The 253-nt window shown below is 39.5% G+C and carries 1 protein-coding gene; it reads left to right on the top strand.

The window, feature by feature from the left end; genetic code table 11:
- A partial coding sequence (locus tag ACFINS_RS10940; RefSeq protein ID WP_375706286.1) for a YdcF family protein occupies positions 1-253 on the top strand: 253 nt, incomplete at both ends.

Here is a 253-nt window from a genome sequence, read left to right as displayed (position 1 = left end):
TCAGTGGAGTAAACACAACAACCACTCTCAAGAGATTCATGCATAGTACACATATTACTCCACAACTCTTTGCCTGTTGCGTTGACATTGGGCATAAAGCGATTAATACAAAAGGGAATGCTGAAGAAAGCGCAGTTTGGATCAAAAAACACCACTATAAAACAGTTTACATCGTCACCCATGATTACCACATGTGGCGCTCGATGCGTGAACTTAAATACTTAATGCCTGATATCAATTTCATTGCTTATCC

The organism is Bartonella sp. AA2SXKL (assembly GCF_042197205.1).
In the GTDB taxonomy this organism is placed as follows: domain Bacteria; phylum Pseudomonadota; class Alphaproteobacteria; order Rhizobiales; family Rhizobiaceae; genus Bartonella.
Note: the sequence above shows the minus strand (reverse complement) of the source record. Positions and strands in the feature narration are given on the sequence as shown.